Origin of the sequence: Achromobacter dolens, assembly GCF_902859745.1 — a bacterium.
Lineage (GTDB): Bacteria > Pseudomonadota > Gammaproteobacteria > Burkholderiales > Burkholderiaceae_B > Achromobacter > Achromobacter dolens.
This window is the reverse complement of record NZ_CADIJW010000001.1, coordinates 408,583-433,758: the sequence shown is the minus strand read 5'-3', so window position 1 is coordinate 433,758 and position 25,176 is coordinate 408,583. Positions and strand designations below refer to the sequence as shown.

The 25,176-nt window shown below is 67.9% G+C and carries 18 protein-coding genes and 1 tRNA gene; 5 read left to right on the top strand and 14 right to left on the bottom strand.

Annotation, left to right across the window (positions count from 1 at the left end):
- Window positions 1-25: 25 nt before the first annotated feature.
- Window positions 26-541 carry a sigma-70 family RNA polymerase sigma factor gene (locus HV783_RS01905; protein ID WP_338075989.1) on the bottom strand — a complete coding sequence of 172 codons (516 nt, stop codon included), beginning with the start codon at window positions 539-541 and terminating at the stop codon, window positions 26-28.
- A 184-nt stretch (window positions 542-725) separates the two neighbouring features.
- A complete protein-coding gene (locus tag HV783_RS01900) occupies window positions 726-1,781 on the bottom strand; it encodes a hypothetical protein (protein ID WP_175188602.1) in 1,056 nt (351 codons plus the stop codon).
- A gap of 262 nt (window positions 1,782-2,043) precedes the next feature.
- Here HV783_RS01900 and HV783_RS01895 point away from each other — a divergent pair, with 262 nt between their 5' ends.
- Together HV783_RS01895 and HV783_RS01890 are read left to right on the top strand one after the other, a co-directional pair.
- Window positions 2,044-3,219: a YjgN family protein gene (locus HV783_RS01895; protein WP_175188601.1), complete on the top strand. Its 1,176-nt coding sequence runs from the start codon at window positions 2,044-2,046 to the stop codon at window positions 3,217-3,219.
- Window positions 3,203-4,288, top strand: a complete 1,086-nt coding sequence (locus HV783_RS01890) for a M48 family metallopeptidase (RefSeq protein ID WP_175188600.1) — start codon at window positions 3,203-3,205, stop codon at window positions 4,286-4,288. The genes HV783_RS01895 and HV783_RS01890 overlap by 17 nt, the downstream gene beginning before the upstream one ends.
- 24 nt (window positions 4,289-4,312) lie before the next feature.
- Here HV783_RS01890 and HV783_RS01885 read toward each other — a convergent pair whose 3' ends face one another.
- The 5 genes from HV783_RS01885 to proA form a co-directional block, all read right to left on the bottom strand.
- Window positions 4,313-6,757 (bottom strand): TonB-dependent siderophore receptor, encoded by a 2,445-nt coding sequence (locus HV783_RS01885; protein ID WP_175188599.1) that lies wholly within the window; start codon window positions 6,755-6,757, stop codon window positions 4,313-4,315.
- 86 nt (window positions 6,758-6,843) lie between these two features.
- Window positions 6,844-7,794 (bottom strand): FecR domain-containing protein, encoded by a 951-nt coding sequence (locus tag HV783_RS01880; protein WP_175167736.1) that lies wholly within the window; start codon window positions 7,792-7,794, stop codon window positions 6,844-6,846.
- A 6-nt stretch (window positions 7,795-7,800) separates the two neighbouring features.
- Window positions 7,801-8,328 (bottom strand): sigma-70 family RNA polymerase sigma factor, encoded by a 528-nt coding sequence (locus HV783_RS01875; protein WP_006389156.1) that lies wholly within the window; start codon window positions 8,326-8,328, stop codon window positions 7,801-7,803.
- 154 nt (window positions 8,329-8,482) lie between these two features.
- Window positions 8,483-9,211, bottom strand: coding sequence for an META and DUF4377 domain-containing protein (locus HV783_RS01870; RefSeq protein ID WP_217481223.1), 729 nt, complete (start codon window positions 9,209-9,211; stop codon window positions 8,483-8,485).
- Window positions 9,212-9,612: 401 nt separating this feature from the next.
- Window positions 9,613-15,600 (bottom strand): anti-phage protein ProA, encoded by a 5,988-nt coding sequence (gene proA, locus HV783_RS01865; RefSeq protein ID WP_175188598.1) that lies wholly within the window; start codon window positions 15,598-15,600, stop codon window positions 9,613-9,615.
- Window positions 15,601-15,898: 298 nt separating this feature from the next.
- Between proA and HV783_RS01860 the strand changes: the two genes are divergently transcribed.
- Window positions 15,899-16,831 carry a hypothetical protein gene (locus HV783_RS01860; RefSeq protein ID WP_175188597.1) on the top strand — a complete coding sequence of 311 codons (933 nt, stop codon included), beginning with the start codon at window positions 15,899-15,901 and terminating at the stop codon, window positions 16,829-16,831.
- 14 nt (window positions 16,832-16,845) lie between these two features.
- On the opposite strand, the gene HV783_RS01855 is transcribed toward HV783_RS01860, so the two are convergent.
- From HV783_RS01855 to HV783_RS01845, 3 genes are all read right to left on the bottom strand, one after another.
- On the bottom strand, window positions 16,846-17,460 hold the full coding sequence (locus HV783_RS01855; RefSeq protein WP_054417559.1) for a hypothetical protein: 615 nt from the start codon (window positions 17,458-17,460) through the stop codon (window positions 16,846-16,848).
- Between the two features lie 207 nt (window positions 17,461-17,667).
- The gene (locus tag HV783_RS01850) at window positions 17,668-18,267 is read right to left on the bottom strand and encodes a nitroreductase family protein (RefSeq protein WP_064524610.1); all 600 of its coding nucleotides are present in this window, start codon (window positions 18,265-18,267) and stop codon (window positions 17,668-17,670) included.
- A gap of 204 nt (window positions 18,268-18,471) precedes the next feature.
- Entirely contained in the window at window positions 18,472-20,115 is a 1,644-nt protein-coding gene (locus tag HV783_RS01845; protein ID WP_064524612.1) for a methyl-accepting chemotaxis protein, read from the bottom strand.
- A gap of 257 nt (window positions 20,116-20,372) precedes the next feature.
- Between HV783_RS01845 and HV783_RS01840 the strand changes: the two genes are divergently transcribed.
- The gene (locus tag HV783_RS01840; RefSeq protein ID WP_175188596.1) at window positions 20,373-20,678 is read left to right on the top strand and encodes a hypothetical protein; all 306 of its coding nucleotides are present in this window, start codon (window positions 20,373-20,375) and stop codon (window positions 20,676-20,678) included.
- Between the two features lie 144 nt (window positions 20,679-20,822).
- Here HV783_RS01840 and HV783_RS01835 read toward each other — a convergent pair whose 3' ends face one another.
- Both HV783_RS01835 and HV783_RS01830 read right to left on the bottom strand, forming a co-directional pair.
- Window positions 20,823-22,922 carry a PhoX family protein gene (locus HV783_RS01835; protein WP_144655896.1) on the bottom strand — a complete coding sequence of 700 codons (2,100 nt, stop codon included), beginning with the start codon at window positions 22,920-22,922 and terminating at the stop codon, window positions 20,823-20,825.
- 258 nt (window positions 22,923-23,180) lie between these two features.
- A tRNA-Leu gene (locus tag HV783_RS01830) sits at window positions 23,181-23,265 on the bottom strand.
- A 320-nt stretch (window positions 23,266-23,585) separates the two neighbouring features.
- Between HV783_RS01830 and HV783_RS01825 the strand changes: the two genes are divergently transcribed.
- Window positions 23,586-23,765: a hypothetical protein gene (locus tag HV783_RS01825; RefSeq protein WP_054501660.1), complete on the top strand. Its 180-nt coding sequence runs from the start codon at window positions 23,586-23,588 to the stop codon at window positions 23,763-23,765.
- Between the two features lie 88 nt (window positions 23,766-23,853).
- Here HV783_RS01825 and secG read toward each other — a convergent pair whose 3' ends face one another.
- On the bottom strand, window positions 23,854-24,375 hold the full coding sequence (gene secG, locus HV783_RS01820) for a preprotein translocase subunit SecG (protein ID WP_175188595.1): 522 nt from the start codon (window positions 24,373-24,375) through the stop codon (window positions 23,854-23,856).
- A gap of 21 nt (window positions 24,376-24,396) precedes the next feature.
- Window positions 24,397-25,143 (bottom strand): triose-phosphate isomerase, encoded by a 747-nt coding sequence (gene tpiA / locus HV783_RS01815; protein WP_054433438.1) that lies wholly within the window; start codon window positions 25,141-25,143, stop codon window positions 24,397-24,399.
- Between the last annotated feature and the right edge of the window lie 33 nt (window positions 25,144-25,176).

Genomic DNA, 25,176 nt, shown 5'->3' with positions numbered 1-25,176 from the left:
TGGCGACCGGATCGCCCGGCCATCATCAGGCCAGCACCCGGTGACAACGCAGCAGCCCCTGCGCCAGATACTTCTGCACCATCCGCACGGAGATTCCGAGACGCTCGGCCACCACCAACTGGCTGTGGTCTTCCAGGTAATGCAACAGGAACGCCTCGCGCCCTTTCGGCGCCAGCGCAGCCAGCGCGGCTGCCAGTTGCTCCACCACCTGTATCGCGCTCATCAGCGCCTCGGGTGATGGCGCCCCTCGCGGCAAGGCATCCGCCGCCAGCGTCATGGCTTCGAGATAGGCCTGTTCGACGCGCTGGCGCCGCAGGCGGTCGAGCATCAGCCGGCGCGCGGCCGTGGTCAGCCAGGCCCGCGGCTCGACCAGTTCGGCGGGAGGAACCCTGGCCGTCAGCAGCCGCAGGAAAGTGTCATGGGCCAGATCCGCCGCCTGCTCCGGACATCCCAACCGGCGGCGCAGCCAGGCAGTGAGCCAACCGTGATGGTCGACATAGAGCGCCTTGACGGCCGAGACCAGGGGATAGGCTGCAGTCACGATCCACTTCATTCCGACGCGAGCGACCGGCGAGCGTCTTGAGGAACTCAAATAAAAATGAGTTTCAATACTATGTGGATGAAAAGCGCTGCGCAAGACAAGAGAAACATCCGTCGCTCATCTGTTGCACCGCGTCGTGCCGGCCGCCCGCCGCCTTCGTTGGCGCGGCGCCGCCGCCTGCCGCTCAGGTCAGATACGCCACTACCTCATCCGCCGTCAGATAGCGCACGAACGTCATCGACGGCTGCTGCGCATCATGGATCGCACCGTTGAAGCCAGACCAGTTGCGCTGCATGCCGTCCTCGGTCTCCAGCGCGATCAGCACCCGCTTGCCGTGCCTGGCCAGGTTGTCGCGCAGCGCCGCCTCGCCCCAGGCAAAGCGCATGTCGTTGACCAGCCTTCCCTGCGCATAGGCATCGGCCTGCAGCCACTGGAAATCGGCGCTGTCGCGCTCGGCGTCGGGCTCGCGCGCGGCGATCTCGCGGCGCACGCCCAGGGCCTGGACGTGGTCGCGCATCAGGTTCTGCAACAGCGTGAAGGCGTGGAAATTGTTATTGATGCCGTGCGCCCGCGCCACGAAGCCCGTGCCGGAGGTGGGCAACACCACCACGAGCTCTTCCTCGTAGCTGATGCGCGAGGCCAGCCACAGGTAGTGCAGTTGCTCGAACGGCAGGTTGTCGTTGAGCGTGGTCATGGCATACAGCAGGTCCATCAGATCGGCGTCGGCGACGAAGGCCTGGTGATTGCGCTGGTCGCGCATCAGCATGGCCATCATCGGCAGCACCAGGGTGTCGATGGCGGCGACCTGCGCATCGAGTTCCCAGCGCCGGTCCTCGGGAATGGCTTCAAGCCGCGCCACCGCCTCTTTCCAGGCCAGGCGGTCGGCTTCCTCGACTTCGGCGTCGTCGTCCTCGACCTCCAGCGCGCAATACGGTCGCAGGGTCCGCAACCACGGGCCCAGCAACGCCTGCAACGCGGGGAATAGCAGCACGGGATCGGCGCCGTCCTCCACCAGCGAGCCGCACATCAGCGCCAGCGCCGCTGCCCGGCTGGGGTGCAGGGACGGCAGCAGTTCGGCGCAGAACCGCAGGCTGGCGGCGGTGTGCGCGGACGCCAAGGCATCTTCGTAGAACGCGCGCACCTCAGGCCGCTTGAAAAAACCGTCTAGTGTTTCCGCGTCGTCGGCGGAGACGACCGGGGTGCGCAGCGCGGTGGCAAGCGTGGCGTGGGCAGCGGGCATGGCAGGGAATCCGTGGAATATCGTTGGCGCAAGGGCGGACGCCCCGCCCGCGTGGCTGCGGCGCGCCTCGCGGGAGGCAACCGCCCGGAGATCATCGCACCGGCAAGTGTACTGAATGGCGCGTCCCGTCCCGGGCAACCTGGCGGACCTATCCTAAACCGCGAGGACCGCGTCTCAATAGCAGACCTATCCGATGGCATCGCCGATGCCTGCATCGCTACGATCCGCGAAGCCCTTCGTTAGCCGTTCCCGAGATAGTCCGATGTCGCAATTTCCCTCCCCCGCCGGTGCGGGCACCCACGCTGCCAGCGGCACGCCCCCCCTCCCATCGGCGCCCGACGAAGCGTCACAAGCGCTGCCGCTGCAGTTCCGCGGCCGCGCCCGTGATTACTTTGGCGTGTGGGCGGTGAATGTCCTGTTGACGCTATGCACCTTGGGCATCTGGTCGGCCTGGGCCAAGGTCAGGACGATGCGCTGGTTCCGCGGCCACACCTACCTGGCAGGCGCCGGGTTCGACTATCACGCCACGGGCGGGCAGATATTCAAAGGGCGCCTGCTCGCCATTGCAATCATCGCCGCTGTCTCGCTCATCGGCGCGGTATGGCCGCTTGCCGAACGGCTGCTATCGCTTTTCATCCTGCTGGCCGTACCATGGCTGGTCAATGCCAGCCTGGGTTTCCGCGCGTACATGACCTCCTGGAGCAACGTGCGGTTCGGCTTCCAGGGCAGCTACGGACGCGCGCTGCTCGTCTTCGTATTTCTGCCGCTGCTCTCTATCTTCACGCTCGGGCTGCTGACCCCGCTGGCCACGCAACAACGTGCCAGCTATGTGGCGGGAGGCCACCGTTACGGCTACGCCGCCTTCTTCAGCGCCCCTCGCCTGGCGATCCTGTATGCCGGGTTGCTGCGCGGCATGGGCATATTCATAGTCGTCTGCCTGGTCGGAATGTTGGCCGCGCAATGGGTCGGTCAGGCCGCAAATCCCGAGTTCTCGTTTAGCGAAATGCTGCGGGGGCTTACCGACCCGTCGCATCGCCATCCTTCGGCCGGACCGCACATGTTCCTCTCCGTTTTCCCCGTTCTGCTCGCGACACTCTACGCCGCGCTGATCGTAGCCGCGTTGTACTACGGCGCCTGCGCCCACAATGAAATTCTCAACCGATGCACGCTACAAGGCAGGCACCGGCTGCACAGCGCCGTGGCGCCCTGGCGCTACACCTGGATCACCCTGTCCGGCATCGCGGCCAGCATATTGACGCTGGGGCTGGCCTACCCCTGGGCGCGCGTGCGCCGGTATCGCTACGTGACGCAGCGCATCACCGTGCTGGCGGCGCCTGGCCTGGATGAATTCGTGTCACGGCAACTGGCCCATGTCCCCGGCGCCTTCGGTGCCGAGTTCAGCCAGCTCGAAGGTTTTGCCGGTGTCTCGGCCCTCTGACCACACGGATGAGCCGGCGGGCTCCCCGGCGTCGCCAGGCGACGCCGTATCGGTCATCATCCACGGCCGGCTCTACGCCGCCGGCAGCGCGGCCAGCCATCCGGCGAGCCTGCGATGGCAGGCGGATGGCTCCGTGTCGTTGCTGCATGGCCAGGCGCGCCGCACGCTGCCGGCCGGCGTGCTGCGATGGTCCAGCCGTATCGGCACGACAGCCCGGCGTGCCACGCTGCCCGACGACAGCGTCTTCGAAACCGATGACAACGATCAGGTCGACCGCCTGGAACGCCTGCTCGGCCGCCGCAGCCATCTGCTGCATCGCCTGGAGCGCCTCAATCTGGCCGCGCTCGGACTGGCGGCCTTGGCTACCCTGGCGTTCGTCGTCAGCCTGCGCTGGACCATTCCCTGGCTGGGCGACAGCCTTGCACGCACCGTTCCCCCCGCTACCGAAGCGCGCATCGGCGCCAACGTCCTGCATACACTCGATCGCCTCGTGCTGCGCCCCAGCCAACTCGCCCCCGACACCCGGCGGGCCATCCAGGCCGTATTCGATGAACTCGTGGCGCACGCCGACCTGGGCGCGACGCCACCGCAGTTGTTGTTCCGCCAAGGCGGCCCGTTGGTGGGCGCCAACGCGATGGCGCTGCCGGGCGGCCCCGTCATCGTCACGGACGAACTGGCGCGCCTGGCCGGAACAGCCCAGGCCCTTGCGGGCGTGTTGGCCCATGAACTCGGCCACATCCAGCACCGCCACGGCATACGCCGTCTTGGCCGCCTGGCGGGCCTGTCGACCGTGGCGCTGTTCTTCACCGGTGATGCCTCCAGCCTGCTGCACCAAGCCAGCGTGCTGGGCACGGGGCTGCTGGACCTGTCCTATTCCCGCGATTTCGAGCGGGATGCCGACGCGACCGCCGTCGCGCTCATGCGCAAGACCGGCAAGGACCCTGCGTTGCTGGCAAAGCTGCTGCAAGACCTGGCGGCGCAGTCCAGAGTGGCCGGCACCACCCCGAACTGGCTTTCCAGCCATCCATCGACCGAAGAACGCACGCGCCTGATGCTGGAAGGCCGATAACTCGCGTATTGCAAGACAATCCGATCAATACCGGTAATTCACCCCCAGCATCGCGCTGAACGGCGCCCCGTAGTAATTGCTGTAGACGTTGGTGCTGGCGTAGTACTTCTTGTCCAGCACGTTGTTCAGGTTCAGCGTGGCCGACCATTGGCGGTTGAACTGGTAGCGCGCCATCAGGTCCACCAGCGCATAGCTGCTTTGCGAGGAATCGAATTGCTGCCCGCCGGGGCCGCGGCTGGTGAAGCCGCTCTGGCTTTCCCAGCGCACCCCGCCACCCACGGTCAGGGCGCTCCAGTCGCCCGGCAGGCGGTAGGTGGTGTACAGCTTGGCGATGTGGCGCGGCAGCCCGACCTGGGTCGAGAAGCCCGTCGGCAGGCGGCGGTTGACGTAGGCGTACGACAACTGCATTTGCCAACCGTGCGCGAGCTCGCCGCTGAGCTCGGCTTCGACGCCGCGCAGCACGGCGCCGTTGGCGGCGACATAGGCGTTATCGCCATTGGGGGCCAGCTTGTCGCCGTCCAGCATGGCGTAGTTGTCCTGGCGGGTGCGGAACAGCGCCAGCGCGCCATTCAGGCGGCCGTCCAGCCAGGCGCTTTTGAGGCCGATCTCGTAGGTATTGCCCTTGATCGGCGCGACGCCGCTGCCCGACACGGTCTGGGCCTGCTGCGGCAGGAAGATGCTGGTGTAGCTGGCATAGGCGGACAGCGTCGGCGTCAGGTCGTAGATCACGCCGGCATACGGCGTGTACACGCCCTGCTCGCGCATGTTGTCCGGATAGGCCGAGCCGTCGTTGTAGGTGTATGAGGCCTGCTGGTCCCACCAGGTGACGCGCGAGCCCAGGATCACCGACAGCGCCTCGGTCGGGCGCAGTCGCAGTGCGCCATAGACCGCGTTCTGCTTCTCGGTGTAGTAGCGCTTGCCCGTCGCCTGCCATTGGGGTTGCGGCATGTCGCCATCCCAGGCGCGCACGTCCGGGATGACCGGGTCATAGCCGGGCGCGGTCCACAGCGGATAGGTGTCGTAGTCGCCCCGGGTGCGCGACAGGCTCACGCCCAGCACCAGGTCGTGGCGGCGGCCCAGCGCGTCGAAGGCGCCGCTGAGGCTGGCGTCCAGCGCGTTCTGGGTCTTGGGGATCGGCCATTTGGCGACCCAGACCGAGGCGCCCTGCCCGGTCTGCGGATTGGCCCAGCCGTTGCTGCTGAACCAGCCATAGGTGCGGTCGTTGTCGTCGCCGGTGCGCGACAGCGTCAGCGACCCCTTCCACGATGACGAGAACTCGTGGTCGAGCGTGGCGAAGACGTTGTAGCGCGTGCGTTCCTGGCGGCTCCAGTTGGTGGCGGAATTGAACCGTTGCCGGAAGTCGGTCTTGGAGCCATCGGCGTAGTACGCGGGAAAGCCGAAGTACGAGCACGCCGTGCACTTCTTGCGCTGGTATTCCGCGCCCAGGGTCAGCAGGGTGCGCTCGGTCAGGTCCGCCTCGACCACCCCATACAGCAGTTGCGAATCCTGCTTGACGCGGTCGATGAACGAGCCGCCTTCCTGCCAGGCGCCCACCAGCCGCCCGCGCAGCTTGCCCGACGCATCCAGCGGGCTGCCCAGGTCGAACTCGGTGCGCTTGTAGTCCCACGACCCGATGCTGGCGCCCACGCCGGCCTCGAACTCGCGGGTCGGCCGCTTGCGCACCAGGTTGATGGACGCGGCCGGGTTGCCCGCCCCGCTCAGCAGCCCGGTGGAACCGCGCACCACTTCGATGCGGTCATACAGCGCCGTGTCCAGCCCCAGGGCATTGAAGTCCTTGTGGGTCGGCACGCCGTCGACCTGCATGTTGGTGATCTCCATGCCGCGCGCATACAGGCCCTTCTCGTTGTCGTCGGCCGAGCCCTTCTTCTTGAAGGTCAGGCCCGGGGTGTTGACGATGGCGTCTTCCAGCGTGTTCAGGCCCTGGTCGGTGAGCCGCTGGCGCGTCATCACCGAGACTGACTGCGGCGTCTCGCGCAGCGTCATCGGCAGCCGGGTGGCGGTGTTCGACACGCCGACCGTGTACGAATCGGTGCCTTCGCTGGGCGCGGGTTCGCGCGCGCCCAGCACTTCGACCGGCGCCAGGGTCTGCGCATTGGCGGCGCGCAAACCATAGCGGTTGCCGCCGTGGTTGACGGCCTCCAGTCCGGTGCCCGACAGCATCGCCGCCAGGCCCGCGGCCACGCCATAGTCACCCCGCAGGCCGGCGCTCTGGCGGCCCTGGGTGAGCGTGGCGTCGAACGACAGCACCACCCCGGCCTGGGCGGCGAACCGGCTCAGCGCCAGGCCCAGCGGACCGGACGGCACATCATAGTGACGCGACGCCTGCGCGCCGGGAACGGCCTGCGCCTGCGCGGACGGCGCAGCGCCCAGGACGGTCAACGCGATGACAACGGCGCGCGCCAGGGGCGCGAGTGTGGCGGAGTGACGAAGCGAGGGTACAGAAGGCATGGACTCAGGTTTCCGTGTGGCAGATCCGACGTAATCCCTGCTAAGTCGGACGAGCGCGGAAAAAGGACAATGCCGAGCGAAAAAAATCAGTGGCGGGCGACGATGCGGACGTAATAACGGGTAAAGCGCGCGATGTTCACGGGCAGCGCGCGCGTCACGGCGGCCAGCGCCTGGTCGGTGTCGTCGACGGGAAAGGCCCCCGACAGGCGCAGCGCCGCCACGGCATCGTCGCATCGCAACAGCCCGGGCCGATAACGGTCGAGCCGGGCAACGAAATCGTCCAGGCGCCAGTTGTCGACAACCAGCAGACCGCGCGTCCAGGCGTCGGGTTCGCCGGTGATGGCGCCGGCCGCCTGCGCCCCCGCGAGCGCAAGCGTGCCCTGCTCGCCCGCCTTCAGGATCACGGGCGCGCCGCCCGTCGCGGGTTCCAGCGCCACCGCATGGCGCAGCACCGCGACCCGCGTCAGGTCATCCTGCCGCGTGACGATGAAACGCGTGCCCAAGGGTCGCACCGCGCCGTGCGCGGTGCGCACGCGCAAGGGCGGCAGGCCGGGACGGACGTTGTCGGTATCGACCAGGATCTCGCCGGCATGCACGAAGATGCGCCGCTGGCCGGCGTCGACGGTCACGTCGACCGCGCTGGCGCTGTCCAGCCAGAGCAAGGTGCCGTCCGCCAGCCGCAGTTCGCGGCGCTCGCCCGCCCCGGTGCGGTAGTCGGCCAGCATCCGCTCCGTCGGCAGGGTGCGCCAGGCCGCCAGGCCGCCGGCGCCCAGCAGCGCCACCGCGCCCAGCCCGTTGCGCAGCGCGGCGCGGCGGCGCGAGAAGTGCTGGTCGGCACGATTGAGCGTGTCCGCAGCCAGGCGCGCCGGCGCGGCTCCCAGCGTGCCGCGCAGCCGTTCCACCTGGCCCCAGATGCGCGCATGTTCGGGATCGGCCGCCAGCCAGCGCCCATGCGCCGCCACGTCGGCCGCGCTGACGTCGTCTGCGCAGAGCCGCGCGTACCATTGCGCCGCCGCGGCGATGGTCTTGTCCGCCATGGCCGCCTACTGCCGGGCCAGCGCGTACACCAGGCAATGCTCGGTGGCGCGCGCCATGTACTTCTTGATGGAACTGACCGTCACGCCCAGGCGGGCGGCGATCTCGGCGTAGCTGGCCCCTTCCAACTGGGACATCAGGAAGGCGCGCCGCACCTTGTCGCCCAGGCCGTGCAGCATGGCGTCGATCTCGCGGATGGTCTCGAGCAGGATGGCCCGAGTCTCGGGTGAAATGGCGCTGGCCTCGGGCTGCTGCGCCAGGGTTTCCAGCCAGGCGCGTTCCAGCACCTGGCGGCGGATGTGGTCGACCAGCGTGCGTTGCGCCACCGTGGCCAGGAAGCTGCGCGGCTGCCGCACGCCCTGCAATTGCGCCATCGATGCCGGCGAGGCCAGCAGCCGCAGGAAGGTGTCCTGGGCCAGGTCGGCGGCCTCGGCCGGCACGTTCAGCCGCCGCAGCAACCAGCCACGCAGCCAGCCGTGATGGTCGCGGTACAGCCTGCCCAGCTCGCGGTGTTCCAGGGATTCCGTGGACGACATGGCCGTCGCGTCAGCGCCTTGAGTATTTCGGGAATGGGAATTGTAATCATTATTGATGAAGGCGTTCAATCCGCCTCCTTCCCTTCCCTTTCCGCGATCGGGGCGCGCGGGGGAGCCGCTTGAGACGCCGCGCCCGAATGGGCGCGGCCGGCGTTTACTTCTTCTTGCCCGAGGCGTCCTGCTCGACCACCATGTCCAGCACGTACACCTTCGAGGGCGCGTCCGCCGGCGGGTTCTTCCAGTCGTAGCGCTTGACGCGCAGCACGGTGCGCACGCCATCGCGGTGGTCGTAGCCTTCGATCGACTGGTACAGCGGATGCCAGTCTTCCTGCGGCGGCAGTTGCACACCGGCCTCGTTGTAGCGGCGCTCGCGCACCATCAGGCACTGGTAGCGCGGGATCATGGGATGGCTGCAATCGGCGCGTTTGGGCGCCACTTCCAGGAACATGATCTCGCCGGCGCTGCCGTACAGGGTTTCCGGTGTCGGCTCGCCGACGAACTTCAGCACGCTGCCGTCCTGCGCCACCAGTTCCAGGGCCGGTTCGGTGGACTCGCCGCTGAGCGTGGCGCGCAGGTCGCCCTTCAGGCGCTGGCCGATCTCGGCATCCAGTTTCATCAGGCCGGGTTCGCACGCCTTCATCGTCGAAGCGAGGTTGGCGACATGCAGCACGCCGTCCTTATACGTGTAGCCGCCGAACTGCGTGTTGCAGCCGCCGCGGATGTTCATGCCATCGGCCGAGAACGACAGGCGCAGCGGTTGTTCGATGCCCTTCTGCAAGGCGGGGATGGTCTTACCCGAGGCATCGGTGGCGGACGCCAGGCGCCAGTGGTAGGCCGGCAGGCTCAATGCGTTGGCGGCGGGCGTCGAGGAAGAGGTGGACATGGTGGAAGATCCTTCGCCAGTGTGGGAAACCGGTGCGCAAGCCTGCAGCAAGGCGGCGCAGACCGACGCCAGGAGAATTGTCTTTTTCATGGTTTGTTCCTATCAGCCGTGTGGCACTGATGAAAACCGCGATTCTACGTCCGCGCCATGGACGAAATAGGCGAGTCCTGCCCTCGGACGTATCAAAATCTTGCCGCCCGACTGAACACAAGCTGACACCAAAGGCTGCGTCCGCCCCGCGCCGCTCCTGCGGCGGCGCCACGAATGGCGGGGCGCGGCGCGGGCCGCTCGCGTCCCGCCGTGTGATTACAGACTGACACTTACGCGTCGCGCCAACCGCAACATTGCACACAGTGATGCAGCGTTTTGCGGCGTTCTTGCCCGAGGCGCGCCGCGGTGCCTCAATCCACCCGCAGCATGCCCGCGTCCTCGCGCACCCGGCCTTGCGCCAGCAGCGCCGCCAGCGCCTGGCCCAACCGCGCCTCGGCGTCCGCCGGGGTGCGCGACTGGCCCAGCAGGCGGCAGACCGACTTGATCACATCCGCGCGCGGGGCGTTGCCGGTCATGGCCAGCACCCGCAGCACGCCGTTGGCCAGTTCCTGCAGGCAGACGTCGTCGACGCGGCGGCGCGAGGCCTCATCGTCGCCGGCGCCGCGAAAGCCCGCCCAGTCCGCCGCCCGCGTGCCCGCGGGCCAGAGGAACGTGACCTCGCCTTCTTGCGTGCGGCCGCTGTCTGCCGGCGTCAGTTGCCGCAGGCGCTCGACGATGCGCGTGCCGGTGCGCTCCAGGCCCCAGGCCCGCGCCACCCGGCGATGCAGCACGCTTTCCGGCAAGGGGCCTTCGGTCTCGATCACCTGGCGCAATTCGGCGCTCAGCCGCGCGTTGCTGGCCTGGACGTAGAACGCCTGCGCATCGCCCGCTGGCAGCGCGGCCACCGCGTAGGTCTCGATGCCACTCGCCGGCGCGCCTGCCGGATCGGCCTGGCGCGGCTGCGCCTCGCCCTCGGTGGTGATGCTGAATGCCACGTCGTCGTCCGCGGCGTCCGGCGCCTCGGGCGCGACTTCCGGTTCCGGCGCGGCCTCCTCCTCCTCGCGCGCCAGTTCCGCCTCCAGGCGCGCCAGCAGCTTTTCCACTTCGCGTTCGGGATTGATCCACCAGTCGGTCGACCAGATCCGGTGCAGGCGCCACCCCAGGCCTTCCAGCACCACTTGCCGCAGCCGGTCGCGGTCGCGCGCGGTGGCGCCGGCGTGGTAGGCGCGGCCATCGCACTCGATGCCCAGCAGGTAGCGGCCCGGCGCGCGCGGATCGACCACGCCCATGTCGATGCGGTAGCTCGAGCAGCCGACCTGCGGATGCACCACCCAGCCGCGCTCGCGCAGCACCTTGATGACCTGGGTCTCGAAGGGGCTGTCGGGTTCGCTGCCGGTGGGCAGCGACTGTTCCACCAGCGCGCGCGGCCCCTTCAACGCAAACTCCAGGTAATGCTTCAGGTCGCGCACGCCGGCGGCGCGCACGCGCGACAGGTCGATCTGCTGCGGCAGCAGCGTGCTGTAGATCACCACGCCTTCGCGGGCCCGCGAGATCGCCACGTTCAGGCGGCGATGGCCGCCTTCGCCATTGAGCGGGCCGAAGTTCATCGTCATCTTGCCGGCCGCGTCCGGACCATAAGTGATCGAGAAATAGATCACGTCGCGTTCGTCGCCCTGCACGTTCTCAAGGTTCTTGATAAACAGCGGCTCGCGCGCCTGCGCCGAAATCGCCTTGTCCAGGGCGGCATTGGCGCGCCGGCGCGCGTCCAGCAGGGTTTCGATGAGCGACTGCTGCGGCTGGTTGAACGTCACCACGCCCAGGCTCTGGCGGCGGCGCGCCGGATCCAGGTAATGCTGCTCGATGCCCTGGACAATGGCCTCGGCCTCGGCGCGGTTGCTGCGGCTGCCGCCGCGGTCGTAGACGCCGGCCACGCGTTCCAGCCGCACCGCCACGTCGTCGGTGACCGGCGACGGGAAGGTGATCAACTGCGAATCGTAGTAGGTCACGTTGCTGAACGTGATCAGGCTTTCGTGGCGACTGCGGTAATGCCACTGCAGCCGCAGGCGGTTCATGTCGGCGCCCAGGCATTCGTCCAGGATGCTCTCCAGGTCTTCCACCTGGCCATCGTCGCCGGCGCCGTCGTCATCGTTGGCGGACTTGCTGAAGAAACTGGTGGGCGGCAACTGCTTGGTATCGCCCACCACCACCAGTTGCTGGCCGCGCGCGATGGCGCCGATCGAATCCCACACCGGAATCTGCGAGGCCTCGTCGAACACCACCACGTCGAACTGCGAGTGACCGGCATCCAGGTATTGCGCGACGGACAGCGGCGACATCAACAGGCAGGGCTTGAGGCGCGGCAGCAGCGAAGGCAGGCGCTGCATGAGCTGGCGCACCGGCACGTGGCGCGTCTTCTTCTGCAGTTCGCGGCGCAACAGGCCCAGCTCACTGTCGGGACTGACCAGGAGGGCATTGTTGGCAGGCACCTTGCCGGCCAGCAATGCCGCGATATAGGCCGAGGTGAGCTGCTGGAAGCGGTCGTCGGCCAGGCGGAACTCGCGGATCTTGCGATCGTGGTCGGCGCTGGAGAACGAACGCAGCAACGGCGACCGGTCAATGACCTTCTTGACCCACCAGTTGCGATAACTGAATTCGAAATGCGCCTCGACCCCGGCCAGCGGCACGCGCCCCGCCTCCAGCGTGGCCACAAGCCCCTGCAACTGCATGCCGACCGCCTGTTCGCGCGCCTGGCGCCAGACGCACCACGGCATCAGGCTCTGTCTGTTGAGCCGCCATCCGGCCAGCACGCCCTGGAGGCGTTCGAGCGCGCCGCTGTCCTGCGGCAGGCCTGCCAACGGCGCGGCGGGATGCGCCAGCGCCTCCACCACGGCGAGTTGATCGCGCAGCCCGCGCCACGCGTTGCGGGCGTCGAGCAGGCGCTGGCCGAGCGCGGCGCCCGGCTGCAGCAAGGCGCGGTTCTCGCCCACCAGCGGCTGCAGGCGCGTGCGCAGCGCGGACGCCATGGCCGGATCGCCGGCCATCAGCGTGACCGCCTCGGCGAAACGTTCGGCCCACTGCTCGTGGCGCCCGACCTGCTCCCAATCCGTGTCCAGGCCGGCATAGTCATTCTGCAACAGGCGCTCGGCATCGGCCTTGAGCGCCGCCAGTTCGCGGTCCTCGGCGTTGACCCGCGCCAGCGGTTCCAGCATCGCGGCAATGGCGGCGTCGTCCGGACGGCGCGCATCGACGCGCAGCGCCGCCAGGCGTTTGCGCACCCCACGCCTGGCGAAGACCGACTTGGGCCACCAGGCGGCGCAGGCGGCCTGCCATTGCGCCCGCAGCGCCGCCGCGTCCAGGTCCGCCAGGCGCGCCTGCCATTGCGCGCCGACCTCGGCCCAATGCGCATTGCGCGCCAGGCCATGGCGGGCCAGGGCCTGCACCCGCAGGCGCGCGGCCGGGTCATGCGCCTGCGCGGCCAGGCCGGCGGGCACCTGCGGCGCGGCCAGCAGGACGTCGATCAACGTGTCCAGGCGCGCGTAGGCGTCCAGGCTCAAGCCCGCGGCCGGCACGCCCAGTTCCTCGCCGGCGGCCTCCACGCAGGTCTTGAACGCGTCCACCGCCTCGTCCAGCGCCTGAGCCGCCGCCAGCAGCGCGTCCTGCCAGCTCGGGCTCCACTCGGTCATGCCGATGTGCGCCAGCGCGTGGCCGTGCAGCGCTCCCAGCTCGCCGGACAACGTCGACATGCGCCGCGCCGCCTCGCGCAGCCGCTCCAGGTCCTTCTCGTCGTGCGCCTGGGCATCGGGCCAGTACATCGGCGACGCCTCACGGCCAGCGTGCTGGATGCAGGTGCCGATGGCGTCATAGACCGTCAGGCCATTGGCGTGACGCTGGTGCAGCGCTTCGACCAGTCCGTTCAGCTCCTGGCGCAGCACGCCCAGGCGTTCGGCCTCGCGGTTCCACTCCTCGCTGGTGCGCTGGCCGCCCAGTTCCAGCGCGCGGCCAAGCTGCTGCAGCACTTCGGATTTGCGCGCCTTGGACGAATGCAGCTCCAGGCAGAACGGCGCCAGCCCGATGTTGGCCAGGCGCCGGTGCACCACCTCCAGCGCCGCCATTTTTTCCGACACGAACAGCACCGTCTTGCCGCGCGCCAGCAGGTGCGCGATCAGGTTGGTGATGGTCTGGCTCTTGCCGGTGCCGGGCGGGCCTTCCAGCACCAGGTCGCGGCCGGCGTCCACCGCGCAGATCGCCTTCAATTGCGAGGAATCCGACAGCAGCGGCGTCAACAGGTCCTGCGGCCGGTAGCTGTCGTCCAGGCGCTCGAAACGCGGATCCCAGGGCTCCTGCGCAAAGGCCTGGCCGGGATGGTCGATCAGGTGCCGCACCACGCGGTTGGCCTTGAGCTGGCCGCTGCGATCCTGCAAGTCCTTCCACATCAGGTACTTGGTGAACGAGAAGATCCCCAGGTGCACCTGCTCCAGCACTTCCCAACCGGCGATCTCGCGCACCGCCAGTCGGAACGCCTGCAGCACTCGCGCCACATCCACGCCCTTGTCGTCGGTCGGCAGCACGTCCAGGCCGGGGATGCGCAGCTCGTAGTTGTTGCGCAGCATCTGCAACAACGTGGGGTTGATGATGGTCTCGTCATCGTGGCGCAGCAGCCGGAAACCGCTGCGCACCGACTGGCGCTGCAGCGACACCGGCATCAGGATCAGCGGCGCCAGGTGGGCGCTCTCGGCGGCGGGATGCTCGGTCCAGCGCAACATGCCCATCGCCAGGTACAGCGTATTGGCGCCCCCCTCCTCCAGCCCGGTGCGCGCGGCGCCGAAGAGGGTCAGCAGGTTGGCATCCAGCGCCTCCTGCGGCACGCGCGCGATCAGCTCCTGGTTGCCCAGGGCCTCCAGCGCCATGTCGTCCAGCGGTGCGCGGCCGCCACGGTCGACATGCACCTGCGCCACGCGCGGATCGCCGCCCTCCATCAAGGCCGCCGGCAACGGACGGATGCGGAACTCGCTGCCATCGGCAATGGCGTCTTCCAGGCGGGCCAGGTCGGGCGCCACCAGCGGCAACGTCGACTTGGTGTTCTTGAAATTCAGCAGCCGGTTGCGCAGCGTCAGGTCCAGCAGGCGCGACTTCCATTTGGCCAGGCGGCCTTCGGGGCTGTCGTCGGCCGGCTCCAGGCTGATGACGAATTCCGGGTCCAGCGGCGGCAGGTCGGGCGTCGGCTCGATCGCTGCGGGCGCCTCGGTGGCGTCGCCCCCCTCCGGCGCCGTGGCGCCGGCGCGCGACGGCAGCGGCTTGATCTGCAATTCGCGTGCGCGATGCACGTCGATGGCATAGCGGAAGGCCTCGTCTTCACGCAGGTGGGCCGCGCCCTGTTCCAACGCCAGCCGCAGCGACGGCCGGAAATTCGGATGCTGGGCGATGCCCGTGGTTTCGAACGCCAGGAATTCGCCGCTGTCCACGCGTTTGCGCACGGCCTGCACGTCGTCGGTCAGCGGATCGGCGAAGCAGGCCGGATGCAGCCACACGCCCACCCAGGCGTGGCCTTCCTTCATCAGGATCACGGGACGCAGCCCGGCCTGCTCCAGGCAGGACGAGAACAACATCGCCAGATCCAGGCAGGTGGCCACGCGGGCCTCCAGGATGCGGTCGGGCGTGCGGATCTTCTGGCCGTCGACGCCGAACGACGCGGGCGGCTCGGCGTAATGCAGCGTTTCGGCCGCTAGCGTGCTGTAGATGGCCGACACCTGCTTCCAGACCACGTCTCGGCTCTTGGACTGGTAGCCGTTCATGGTCAGGTCGTTGTGCTGCTCGCGCAGCAGCCGCGCGGCCTTGCCGATCAAGACATCCACGGCCGGGTTGTTGGGCATGGAAAACGCGGCCAGCAGTTCCGGCAGGGCGCGCGTGCCGGCCCACTGGTCGTAGGCCAGCACGGCCACAGCCTGCGAGGCCCGGCCCACTTCGCGCCCATCGGCCTGCGCCGTCACCTCGATGGCGGCGCGCTGGGCCTCCTGCAGCTCGGCCAGGTAGGCATGGTCGGGCGTCAGGTCCAGCGGCGCGATGCGGCGGATTTCGCCCGGCACCAGCGCGTCGAAGCGCAGCCGCACGGGCTGCGCGAAGGCCGGATTGCAACGGATGTGGACCTCGACGTCCTCGAACGTCTCCTGCGAGCGGTTGCTCAGCCGCAGCGAGCGCAGGACCGGCACCGCGTTCTGGATCGACGCGTAGCCCAGCGTCGGATCGGCCTCGATCTCGATCGCGACCGCGTCTGGCGTGCCCGGGGCCGGGCCGGCCGGCCCGGTGGCATGCGCCGCGCCCTCCTGAATCGCCGCGGGTTCCAGCTCTAGTCGCTTGTCCATCGATCGCTCTCTGCTCGGTTCATCGCCATTGGGCAGGGACTATAGACCGAATCGAGGGAACATTCGCGGCCGCCCCCAACGTTCACAACAGGAGGAAGCCGCGCTGCTCGCGCGCCACGCCCTCCCTGCCAACCCGCGGGCGCAGGCCTTCGTGGATTACCTCGCCTGCGCCGAGGGCCGCGCGATCTTCAAGAAGGGGGAGCTGGAAAACAGACTGACGCCGACGGCGGCGTGTCAGCGGCGTTCAGCGATAATCGCGCAACCCCACTACCGCCCGGCTCGCCGCCGGGCCACGCCGATGCGTATCCGCGCCGCTTTGCTGCTCTGCCCGCTGGCCCTTGCCCTGCACGCCCCGATGGCGCGCGCCGACACCCGGGTGCAATCCCTGGACCAGGTGCCAGGCGCCATCAAGACGCAGGACGCCCGCAAGATGTACGACAGCCAGATGAGCGGCGCGCCCCGGCCCGACGGCCTGGGCGCGCAACTGCCGCCGGGCTTCAGCGACGCCTTCCTGCTGCAGGAGCTCGCGCCTGGCCAGAATCCCAAGCGCCTGCTCGTGGCCGGCGCCAAGGCCTGGCCGCAGCGCCCCGGATCCTATGTCGCGCTGGTGTGCCTGGCGGCCAGCGCCGAACGCGCGGAACGGCTCAAGCAGTTCGGCGGCGGCGATTGCGCCAACCTGTCGCGCGACCAGGACAAGAATGAAGTGTGGGTCGGGGTATTCGAATCGGCGCCCGGCGCGGCGCCCCGGCTGGTGGCCCGCACCGAGGCGCCGGTGACGACGCCGACGGACTGGAGCGACACCGACATCGACCCGCCCATGGACCTGGCGATGCAGGATGCCGGCGCGCCGATGCTGTCCACGCCTGAAAGCTGGAAGCGCTTCGACCTGGCGCCCTACCGGATCTCCCCCGACGCCACCGCCTTCGGCCTGCGCGCCGGCTGGAGCGAAGGCTACGCTGGCGGCGGCGCCGACTTCGAGGCGCTGTACCTGTTCCGCATCGAGGGCGCGGCCCTGGAAGTGGTGTTCGCCCAGCCCATGTCGTTCGTCAAGAGCATCGCCGGCGACTGGAACCCGGACGGCACGCGCGAACACGACGAATCCGACGCCAGCAACGCGCTGGTGCTGCTGCCGGGCAAGACGGGTGGCTACTTCGACATCCAGTTGCGCCAGCAGGGCGGCAAGTGGAAGCGCACGTTCAAGTGGTCAACGCAGAAGCGGGCCTACGAGTAGACCCGCGCCGGCCCTCAGGCCGCATCCACGTAATTCGGTTTGCCGCCCAGGAACTTCAGCAATTCCTCGGGCTGGCTGACCTGCGCCAGCGGAATGAAATACACCTCGTCCGGCACGTCCTGGCGCTGCACCGGAATGATCTGCAGATAATCCGGCGTCAGCGCGATCAATTCGATCTTGTCGTTCTCGTAGGCGGACTCGAAATGGCTGCCATTCTGATCCAGCACGAAGCGGTCCGCATAAAAACGCGCCGATCCCTTCAGGCTGGCGGCGCCCTTGAAGATGGTCTTGCGGATCATGCGCTTGAGCACCCACTTGGGCGTGGGCTGGCCGTTGCCCAGGCCCTTGATGATGCGGCGGGTCTTGGCGGCGGCGATGAAGCTCAGCGCCATCAACAGCATCACGCTGGCAAACACGGCGGTATGGGCGCCCACCTTGCCGGTGGTCAGCTTCTCGATGCCGACGATGACGATGGACGCGAGAAACGACCCATGGCGGATCCAGGTCCACGTGCGCGTGGCCGCGTTGACCACGTCGGCGGCGCGCTGGCGCTGCGCCAGCAGATGGGCCTCCAGCGTCTCGAGCGGCAGGTCGTAGTCGGCTTGGCTGATGGGTACGGCGTCGGTCACGGCAGGGCCTTTCTGGATACGGACAAAACCTCGGATTATGCCTGTCCGCAGCCCCGGCAGGCCCCAGGCCGCTGGCGCGTCCGCAGGGCCCGCGGGTTTTCCCGACCCATGCCGGGCGCACGCATTGCATGAAAAAACCCGCAGACCCCGTGAACGGGATGTGCGGGTCTTGCGGTCCGAAGCCGGGCGCGCCAGGCGCCCGCCGGATCAGCCGATCACGCGGAAACGCTCGGCGTCGTCCATGAAGCCCTTTTCGCCGAAGCCGTTTTCGTTCGAGCCGAACGGCATCTGCGCGCGCAGTTTCCAGCTTGCCGGGACGTTCCACTCGCGCGCCACGGCAGCGTCGATCAGGGGATTGTAGTGTTGCAGGCTGGCGCCCACGCCAGCGTTGGCCAGCGCGGTCCAGACCGACAACTGGGCCATGCCGCCCGCCTGTTCCGACCACACCGGGAAGTTGTCGGCGTACAGCGCGAATTTCTCTTGCAGGCTACGCACCACGTCCTGGTCTTCGAAGAACAGCACGGTGCCCACGCCAGCGGCAAAGCTCTTGAGCTTGGCTTCGGTCTTGTCGAAGCCTTCGGCCGGAGCGACCTTGCGCACTTCCTCGATGGCCAGGTTCCACAGCTTGTCGCTTTCGGCGCCAAACAGGATCACGGCGCGCGAGCTCTGCGAATTGAACGACGAGGGGCTGTGCTTGATCGCTTCCTGGATCAGGGTCGCCAGTTCCTCTTTCGAGGCGGACAGGTTACGGCCCAGCGAATACTGCGTGCGGCGCTTCTTCAGTGCGTCGATATATGCGTTGCTCATGAGGATATGCCTTTCGACTGGTAGATAGAGGGTGAGGAGTGAGCAAATTCTAACGGCCGAGGCCGCGAGCGGCCACCTTTCCGGGCCACAAAAAGGCGCTTTTCCCCGGAACAAACTGTTCCAGTTTTGTGGCGAATGGCCCTCGAGGGGGAGGATGGCGCTGGCGTCGACCGCCTGGGCCGCCCGCCGGCGGCGGCGATGCGATCACACCGGCAATAGCCGTCCGTTGCCCGCTGACGCGATACGGGCACCGGCCGTGGCGCTCGCTCCCCCCACGCGGAACGCCGAGACCGCCTGCCGCAGGTCGGCGGCCTGCTCGCGCAACGCTTCGGCGCCGGCGGAGGCTTCCTCGACGCGCTGCGCATTCTTTTGCGTGTCCTCATCCAACTGCGCGATCACCCGCGCCACGTGCTCGATGCGGCCGGTCTGCTCGACCGAGGCCTGCACGATGCCGTGCATGGTCGCAGTGGTCTGGGTGATCGAGTCCAGGATCAGATCCATGGTTTCCCCGGCGGCGCCGACTCGCTCGACGCCCTGGCGCACGGTTTCGGCCGACTGGCTGATCAGCGTGTTGATTTCCTTGGCCGCGGTGGCCGAGCGCTGCGCCAGCGAGCGCACTTCGCTGGCGACCACGGCAAAGCCCTTGCCCTGCTCGCCCGCGCGCGCGGCCTCGACCGCGGCGTTCAACGCCAGGATGTTGGTCTGGAACGCGATGCCCTCGATCACCGACGTGATCTCGGAAATCTGCGCCGATGCCCTGGAAAGATGCTCCATCGTGTCGACGACGGCATGCATGGTCTGGCTGCCTTGCCGCGCGGCATCCATGGCCTGCCCCGCCATGACGCCGGCTTCCTGCGCGTCGTGCGCATTGCGCTTGACCGCGCCGGTCAGCTCTTCCATCGAGTCTGCGGTCTGGCGCAGGGCGCGGGCCTCGTCGCTGGTGCGGGTCGACAGGTCGGCATTGCCCTCGGCAAGTTGTACGCTCACCACCGACACCGCGTCGGCATGCTGGCGCACGCCGCCGACCACCGAGGCCAGGTTGCGCTGCATGCCCGCCAGCGTCGCCAGGATGCTGCTCTCGTCACCCGGTTTGACCGCGATCGGGCTGGCCAGGTCGCCGGCGCTGACGGACTGCGCGATGCGCTTGAGCGCGGCCGGTTCCGCGCCCAAAGCGCGGGTGATGCGGCGGGCGATCAGCCAGGCCAGGCCCGCGCCCAGCAGGATGGCGGCGCCGGTCAGGGCCAGCATCAGTTGCTGGAAGTCGATCCCCACGCGGCGCGCCATGTCGCTCTGATCCTTCATCAGGCGCTCTTCCAGGTCGATCATGCGGTTGATGGCCGCAAGCCACTGCACGAACAGCGGCCGCGCCTGGTCCAGCAAGGGCCGCGCCTGGGCGGTATCGCCCCGCTCCAGCGCCGTCAGCAGGCGCTGCACCACGGGCAGCGTGCGCGTCTCGACGTCCTTGATGCCGGCCAGGGTCTCGCGTTCCTGGTCTGACACATCGGCGCCCTGCACGAACAGGGCATCCATCGGCACGGCCGCCTCGTCATATTGGCGCTTCAGGCGCTCGATGTCGGCCACCAATGCATGCAGCTCGGCGGGATTGGCCAACACCGCATCGCGCAGCGCGATCGAACGGTCATGGACGCTGCCGCGGAAGGTAATGGCGTAGCGCTGCTTGACGCCATGGACGTCGTTGATGGCGGTCAGCGCGCCATTCATCCGGTTCACCTGGGTGATGCCGACCACGGTCAGCAACACCATCAGGCAGAGAACCACGGTGAATCCGAGCATGATCAGGCCGCCCGTGCTGCGCAGGGTGCGTGAGGGGGAATGGGAGTCCTGCATGAAAGCTCCTGCGGCAGCCGGCGGGACCGGAAATGCCTATTTGATTGATTTATAAAAACTATTAGTCATTAATAATTAATTATATATAACTATTATTGCAAATAAACACCCTTGTCCATGGCGTGAACGCCGCCCGCAGGGACCTGCGGCTCGCATGCAAGGTGGTGGCGGTGGCGCCCGGTGCCCGCACGCCGGCGGGTTTCGGCGCTGGCGCATCGGTGTCAGACTAGGCGCCTGCCAACCCGGAGATCCCATCGATGCTGAAAGACCGACGATTCCAGATCTGGCTTGCCGTGTTCGTCGTGATCGTGGGCTGGCATGTCGCCCTGCTCTGGCCGAGAAGCGCCGGCCATCCCTCCATCGGAGGCGGCGGGTACGATCTGTCGAACTTCGTCTACACGCTGACCCTGCTGGGGTTCACGGCGCTGTGGTCCCTGGTCGCGGCGCTGATCGGCATGGCGCGGCGCGACGCCCTGGCGGCCAGGCGAGCCAACTGGCTGGCGGCGGCGGGCGCCATCACCTTCGTGGTGGCGGCCATCGTCTTCGGCCACCACCTGCGATAGCGGCGTTCCGCGCCCGCGCACCGTCCGCGCCCCATAGGCGCGCACGACGCCCGCGCAAGAAAAAGCCGGCGCACAAGGCGCCGGCCGATACGTCATCAGGCATGCCGACGGCCACGGGACAGCCCCGCGGACGCGCTCGCGGCCTCAGGTGCCGACAGCGGTGCCGTCCTGCTTCCAGATCACCACCGTGGCCGGGCGCGGCCGGCTGGCGCTGGCGTCATCGGGCCACTTGGACGCCATCAGCGGATTGTTCTGCGCATCCGTCACACTCGGGCCTTCGCCCGGGTGCTGGATGTTGATGAACAGGTACTTCTGGTCGGGCGTCCAGGTCAGGCCGGTCACTTCACAACCGACCGGGCCCGTCATGAAGCGGCGGATCTCCTTGGTGGCCGGGTTGGCCACCAGCATCTGGTTGTTGCCCTGGCCGGCGTAGGCGCCGGTGTTGGAGTAGTTGCCGTCCGTCTCGATCCACAGCAGGCCGCGCTTGTCGAAAGCCAGGCCATCGGGGCTGTTGAAGGTGTTGTCGGCCGTGACGTTGGCCGAGCCGCTGCGCAGATCGGTGCGCGGATACAGCGTCGGGTTGCCGGCCAGCACGAAGATGTCCCACTCGAAGGTCAGCGACGCCGGGTCGCCGTTCTTCTCGCGCCAGCGCACGATCTGGCCGTACTGGTTGCCGGTGCGGGGGTTGGCGTCATTGGCGCCCGGGTGGTTGGGGCCGCCCGGATAGCGCGCGCTGCCGCTGCCGCGCGAGCTGTTGTTGGTCAGCGTGACGTAGGCTTCGCGGGTGGTCGGATGGGTGGTGATCCACTCGGGCCGGTCCATCGGCGTCGCGCCCACGGCGTCGGCGGCCTGGCGCGTCTTGACCAGCAGTTCGCCCATGTCCTGGTTGAACAGCGCGCCCAGCGTGCCGCCGGCCTGCGCCGGGGTGTCGAGCTTCAGAGGAATCCATTCGCCCACGCCCATGGCGTCGCCCTGCGCCGCGCCGTCCAGGAAGCGCGCGACGTACAGCGTGCCCTTGTCCAGCAACAGACGGTTCAACGCCGGGCGGGCCGGGTCGTACTTGCCGTCGGACACGAACTTGTAGATGTACTCGCTGACCTGGTCGTCGCCCATGTAGACGACCACGCGCTTGTCGTCGGCCAGCGTCATCGCCGCATTCTCGTGCTTGAAGCGGCCCAGCGCGGTCAGCTTCTTGGGCGTGGAATTCGGATCGAACGGATCGATCTCCACCACCCAGCCGCAACGGTTGTATTCGTTGGGCTCCATCGCCCAGTTGAAGCGGTTGTCGTAGTGGTCCCAGCGGTAAGAGCTGCTGGAGGTCTTGCCCGAACCCTTGTAGCGCTCCATGTGCGCCCGGTATTCGGCGTCGGGGTAGTTCACCGTGGCCGGATCCGCCGTGCCGACACCGAAGTAGTCGGTGAAGTTCTCTTCGCACGTCAGGTAGGTGTTCCACAGCGTGTAGCCGTTGCCACAATTGCCGAAGGTGCCGAAGCAGCGCGTGCCCGTCGGATCGGCATTAGTGCGCACCAGGCGGTTGCCCGCGGCCGGGCCCACCAGTTGCATGGCGACGTTGGCATTGACGCTGCGGTTGAACGGCGAATCCAGCACCGCTTCCCACTTGCCATTGGCCAGCCGCAAGTGACGCACCGACACGCCATGCGCGTGCTGCGACTTGCGCACCCAGTCCAGGTTCCACTGCGCGTTGCCGGGCTGCACGCCGACGGGATAGAAGTATTCCGGCGTGGTGTATTCGTGGTTGGTGACCATCAGGCCTTCCACGCTGCTGCCGTTGACGCTGTCGCTGCCGTCGATCGGGAAGAAGTGCAGGCCGTCGTGGTTGTAGCCTAGTTGGCGGGCCTGGTCGTCGCCGCCATTGCTGGCGTCGGCCTTGAACGCCGGCGCGCCCGCAAAGAGCGGATCGCCCCAGCGGCTGATCACGGCGAACTGGTAGCCCTCGGGCACCACCACGGTATCGGCGGTGCTGATGGGCACCGCCTTGAAATTGAGCTCGACCGGCTTGGCGGGCGTCTCGCCGCCCGGGTTGGAGCCAGGATTGCCACTGGACGAATCATCGTCGTCATCGCCGCCACAGGCCGTCAGGCCCGCGCCCATGAAGCCGACCGCGCTGGCGCCCAGGCCGGCCTTGAGAAAGCCGCGGCGCGAAACGGCGCGTCGTACCACTTCGTTGAAATGCGGTGCCTTGGAGGGGTTGGACGGGATGTCGTCCTGGTCCGAAGAACTCATCAGTTTTCCTGTCAATGTCGCTGTTATCGACTGGCTCACCCGCGACCCAGCCTGCCGGCATGATCGCTGTCCAAGATGACGGGTTAATAACAGCTAAATGAAAGGTTTGACAGGGGCACGGAAACCGTCCCGTCCAAAGCCGCGCGCACGGCGACAAGCGCTGCAAAAGCAAAAAGCAAAAAGCAAAAAGCAAAAAGCAAAAAGCAAAAAGCAAAAAGCCCGCTGGAACTTGCGTTTCAGCGGGCTTTTCTTGATTCCTGGTGCCGACGGCGAGACTCGAACTCGCACAGCTTTCGCCACTACCCCCTCAAGATAGCGTGTCTACCAATTTCACCACGTCGGCTAACTTTTGCCAGAAAAGTCGTGCTTTCCTGGAAAGTCGAACATTCTATCACGCAATTGGCGATTCGCGTGAATCCGTCCCGCCATATCGCTCAAGCCTTCGCCGCCACCGGGCAACCCGCCCTGACGCGTCGCGCCCCACCTGGCATCAATCTGTCATGTGGACAGGCAATACTGGCGTGGCCATGCGCACACCCGGGCCGTTCCCGGGGAGTTCCCCCCGGATATTCATATGAAAGGGAATTCGTTGGCGCGCATGTCCGGCCGGCTTACGATGCCAGTCATACACAACAGGGCCTCAGGCCCGTACAAGGCTCCACCATGCAACGTCTGATATCCCCGATCCTGACCCGCCGTCCCACGCTGCTCGCCGGCCCGCGCAGCGCGCGCCGCTACGATGCCGTCGTGTCCCTGCGTGCCTACCGCGAAGCGCGCCAGCTACGCGAGTCCGCCGAGCGCATCCTCGCCGTCTCGGCGCGCCACATGCTGCCGGGCGCCTGAACGCCTTCCGCGCAAGACCAGCGTTCCAGGACGGAACGCCATGAAAAAAGGCCGGCGATAGCCGGCCTTTCTCATTGGGGCGGGACGCTTACTTGGCAGGCGTCTCGGCCGGCTTGTCGCCCGCGGCGGCCGGCGCCGACGGCACCGAAGCGTCCGGCTTGGCAGCCGGGGCCGGGGCAGGAGCCGAACCGGCGCCAGGCACCGACGAAGCGGCGCCGGGGACGGACGAAGCGCCGGGGACGGACGAAGCGCCGGGCACCGACGAGGCACCCGCGCCCGGTTGGGCCGGCGCGGCGCCCGGCACCTGCGGCACGGAACGGTCGGCCGGGAAGTTCTGCATCACGCCGGAGTCGACGGCGGGGCCGCTGGTGCCCTTGTGGCTGACATAGGCCAGGCCGGCCGTGGAGGCGAAGAAGACCACCGCGGCCCACTTGGTGGCGCGCGACAGGAAGTTGGCCGCGCCGGTGGCGCCGAACAGGCTGCCCGACGAGCCGCTGCCGAACGCGGACCCCATGTCGGCGCCTTTGCCCTGCTGCAGCAGGACCAGCACGATGATAGCCAGCGCCGAGATCACTTGGACGGCCAGCAGAAGTTTGAGCATCAAGGGCATTACAGACTCCGGAACGGAAACTTAGATGGCGGCGATTCGCAAAAATTCTTCGGCCACGAGCGACGCGCCGCCGACCAGGGCTCCGTCGATATCAGTCATGGCGAACAAACTGGCGGCATTGGCAGCTTTGACGCTGCCGCCGTACAAAACTTGCACCTGGGCCGCGCCCAGCGCTGCCAGGGCGGCGCGGATGGCGCCATGGACTTCCTGCGCCTGCTCGGGGCTGGCGGTACGGCCGGTGCCGATGGCCCAGACGGGCTCGTAGGCCAGCACCATGCGCGAGACGGCCTCGGCGCCCAGCGCCAGCACCGGCTTGAGCTGGCGCTCGATCACAGCCAGCGTGTTGCCGGCCTCGCGGTCGGCCAGGGACTCGCCCACGCACACCACCGGGGTCAGGCCGGCGGCCAGGGCCGCGCGCGCCTTGTCGGCGACCATCTGGTCGGTTTCACCATGCAGCACGCGGCGCTCGGAGTGGCCGGCCAGCGCATAACGGCAGCCGAATTCCTTGAGCATGGCGCCCGAGACTTCGCCCGTGTAGGCGCCTTTGTCGTGGGCGCTGACGTCCTGCGCGCCCCACGACACGGCGCTACCGGTCAGGGCCGACGCGGCCTGCGCCAGGTACGGAAACGGAACGCAGACGCCGATTTCGCAATGGCTGGCGGCATCCGCGGCGCGCAGTTCGGTCAGCAACGCGGCATTCTCGGCCAGGTTGCCGTGCATCTTCCAGTTGCCCAGCACGAGGCGGGCGCGGTGTTCGACTGAAGTCATGGCGCAAATGTCAGAGTGGGTGAACCCGGGGGA